Genomic DNA, 765 nt, shown 5'->3' with positions numbered 1-765 from the left:
TAGCGCTTGTAATACTGGTTCCGCTTCACCGGGATCGACAATCACACAACGGTGCTGTGTGTCATGTAATAGCCAAATGTAGTTGTCTGAAAGTGCTGCAATACTGATAAGATTCATGCGATACCCCATTTATTACCTGGTCTGAGATAGCTATTGGGTCTGAGGGAGAATACTAAGATATGAAGCCAGCGCATACGCCCCAGGCTTACTCTACGCCAACGTGTTGGGAGGATATCCCTTGGGGCACACATTACCAGCAGACGCTTGAACATGCACTGGCTGCATGGTGGCCGCGTGTGTTCGGCTTCCACTTACTGAAAGTCGGCGCGCTCAGCAACGCTATCGCGACGGACACGTGTGCCATTTCTCATCGATGCCTGTTTGCTGGCGCATACGCTCTCTTATTCGTCGGACCCACACCGTATTTTACGCGAAGTGGATCGGGTACTGATCAATGACGGATGGCTATTGCTGAGTGGTTTTAATCCTATAAGCCTGCTCGGGGCTGGGAAGCTGACGCCCGGTCTTCGTCAATGCCAACCCTATTGCGCACGTATGTTCACGCAGATGCGTATGATCGATTGGCTCAGCTTGCTCAATTATGAAGTGTTGTATCAGGGGACCTTCCACGTGGTGCCGTGGAAGATACCGCAGATGACAACAACATCAGCACCTCACTCTGCTCTCTTAGGCTGCCTGATGCTCCTGGTTGCGCGCAAACGTACCATTCCGCTCACCATGTCCCCTATGCGCCAGAAGTTCAAT

The 765-nt window shown here is 51.8% G+C and carries 2 pseudogenes; one reads left to right on the top strand and one right to left on the bottom strand.

The features are described from left to right. Window positions 1–117: pseudogene (locus J5224_RS31995) on the bottom strand (hydroxyacylglutathione hydrolase); the annotation flags it as partial. 62 nt (window positions 118–179) lie between these two features. Here J5224_RS31995 and J5224_RS31990 point away from each other — a divergent pair. After that, window positions 180–765, top strand: a pseudogene (locus J5224_RS31990) (methyltransferase domain-containing protein); the annotation flags it as partial.

The sequence above is a fragment of the Candidatus Symbiopectobacterium sp. NZEC135 genome, from assembly GCF_025962695.1.
Note: the sequence above shows the minus strand (reverse complement) of the source record. Positions and strands in the feature narration are given on the sequence as shown.